The following is a 2,731-nucleotide window of genomic DNA, read 5'->3' on the forward strand; positions in this document are numbered from 1 at the left end:
AAATCGTTGGAGCGGTGGAAGGAGACGATATCCCTGGGTTCCTTGCCTTCAGGTGCGAACCAGAGCGGCGTCTCAAGTCCCCAGCTGTCGCCCATGACGGCATTGTTGGCCAGCATCGTGTCGTAGAGCGGTGTCGTCTGCGCCGGGCGTGCTGCCGGGAGTTCCTCATTGGGGAAGCGGATGGAGAAGCGGCGCGAATAGTTTTCGCGCACCTTGGCGTTGGTGTAGCGCAGGCCGGCCCATTCGCCGAAGCGGGTGACATCCATGCCCCAGACGTCGAAGCCGGGATCGCCATGCACCATCCAGTTCGACAGTGCGAGGCCGACGCCGCCGCCCTGGCTGAAGCCGGCCATGACGGCGCAGGCGCACCAGAAATTGGTCAGGCCCTGCACCGGGCCGACCAGCGGGTTGCCGTCGAGCGCGAAGGTGAAGGGGCCGTTGATGATCTGCTTGATGCCGGCTTTCTCGATGCCGGGGAAATGCTTGAAGCCGATTTCCAGCGACGGCGCGATGCGATCGAGGTCCGGCGGCAGCAATTCATGGCCGAAATCCCACGGCGTGTTGACCGGCGACCACGGCTTGCAGGCTTTTTCATAGGTGCCGAGCAGGATGCCGTTGCGCTCCTGGCGGGTGTAGATCTCGCCCTTGAAGTCGAGCACGCCGATCATCTCGCGGCCCGTCGACTTGTTGAATTCCTCGACCTCCGGCATCGGCTCGGTCAGCAGATACATGTGCTCCATGGCCAGCACCGGCAGTTCGACGCCGACCATGCGGCCGATCTCGCGCGCCCACAGGCCGCCGCAATTGACGACATGCTCGGCCTTCACCGTGCCTTGTTCGGTGACGACGTTCCAGGTGCCGTCGACCTCCTGTGTCAGTTCCACGACGCGGTTGCGCAGCACGATCTCGGCGCCGAGTTTTTTCGCCGCCTTGGAGTAGGCGATGGTGGTGCCGGACGGGTCGAGATGGCCTTCGACCGGGTCCCACATGGCGCCGACGAAATTGGTCTCGTCCATCAGCGGGAACATCGCCTTGGCCTCGGAGGGGGTGATCAGCTCGGTGTCCATGCCGAGATAGCGGCCCTTGGCATGGGCAAGGCGCAGGAAGTCCATGCGCTCGGGCGTGTCGGCCATCATCACGCCGCCGGTCAAATGCAGCGAGCAGGACTGGCCGGATATCTCCTCGATCTCCTTGTAGAGCTGCACCGTATAGGCCTGCAGCTTGGCGACGTTGGGGTCGCCGTTCAGCGTGTGGAAGCCGCCCGCCGCGTGCCAGGACGAGCCGGAGGTGAGCTCCGAGCGCTCGATCAGCATGATGTCGGTCCAGCCGGCCTTGGCCAGGTGGTAGAGAACCGAGCAGCCGACGACGCCGCCGCCGATGACAACCGCTTTTACGTGAGATTTCATCAAGATAGGTCCGTTTTTGCGTAAACTGAATCAGATGGGGTGGTCGGCGGGGAGCCGATCAAAAATCGGTCGGCGCGCCGCCTTCGGACCGGCGCTTGGCGACGAAGGCGTTGAGTTCCTCGCGGATGGCCGGGTCCATGTAAGGCTCCTCATAGGACGCCAGCCGCTCCTTCCAGACCTTGTTGGCCTTTTCGAGCGCCGTCGGCGAGCCGGCTTCCGCCCAGGTCTCGTAATTGCGCCAGTCGGACAGGATCGGCGAGTAGAAGGCGGTCTTGTAGCGGTCCTGCGTGTGCTGGGTGCCGAAGAAATGGCCGCCGGGACCGACCGACTGGATGGCGTCGAAGCCGAGTGCCTCGTCGGAAAGATCGAGTGGGGTCAGGAATTCGGCCACCATCTGCAGCAGGTCGATGTCCAAAATGGTCTTCTCGTAGGAGCAGCGCAGGCCGCCTTCGAGCCAGCCGGCGGCATGCATCATCAGATTGCCGCCGCCCTGGATGGCGCCCCACAGCGAGAACACGCTTTCATAAGCCGCCTGCGCGTCGACCGTGTTGGCGGCGCAGGTGTTGGAGGTGCGGTAGGGAATGTTGTAGCGGCGGGCAAGCTGGCCGCCGACGAGCTGCGCCTTCATGTATTCCGGCGTGCCGAACGCCGGCGAACCGGACTTCATGTCGACATTGGAGGTGAAGCCGCCATAGCCGACGGGTGCGCCCTTGCGCACCATCTGGGCGAAGGCGATGCCGGCAAGCGCCTCGGCGTTCTGCTGCACCAGTGCGCCGGCGATGGTGACAGGCGCCATGGCGCCCGACAGGGTGAACGGCGTCACGACGACGACCTGGCCCTTGCTCGACATCTGGATGATGCCTTCCATCATCGGCACGTCGAGCTTGAGCGGCGAATTCGTGTTGATGATGGTGAAGACGGACGGCTCTTCCAGCATCTGCTCGTGGCTGATGCCGCGCGCGATCCTGGCGATCTCGATGCCGTCGACATTGCGTTCCTTGCCGAGCGAATAGATGTGGAACACCTTGTCGGTGAGCACGCTGAGATCGCGGATGCATTCGAGGTGGCGGACGGACGGATGGATATCGGTCGGCTCGACCGGGTAGCCGCCCGTGCAGTTCAGGATGTTGTGCATCTGCGCGAGCTTTAAGAAATTGCGGTAGTCCTGCTGGTTGCCGGGCCGGCGGCCGCGATCGATGTCGGAGCAATTGGGCGCCGACGCCATCATCGAGATGATCACATTGTTGCCGCCAAAGCGCACATTGTGCGCTGGATTGCGGGCATGGATGGTGAACTCCGACGGGCAGTGCGACACCAGTTCGAGG

General features: G+C 63.6%; 2 protein-coding genes. Both read right to left on the bottom strand.

The features are described 5' to 3' along the window. Window positions 1-1,406 (bottom strand): FAD-dependent oxidoreductase (locus EN750_RS27970; RefSeq protein WP_127398647.1); only part of this gene is annotated, 1,406 nt, incomplete at its 3' end. Between the two features lie 58 nt (window positions 1,407-1,464). Beyond that, a partial coding sequence (locus EN750_RS27975) for a trimethylamine methyltransferase family protein (protein ID WP_127398649.1) occupies window positions 1,465-2,731 on the bottom strand: 1,267 nt, incomplete at its 5' end.

This window comes from Mesorhizobium sp. M7A.F.Ca.ET.027.03.2.1 (assembly GCF_003999175.1).
Taxonomy (GTDB): Bacteria; Pseudomonadota; Alphaproteobacteria; order Rhizobiales; family Rhizobiaceae; genus Mesorhizobium.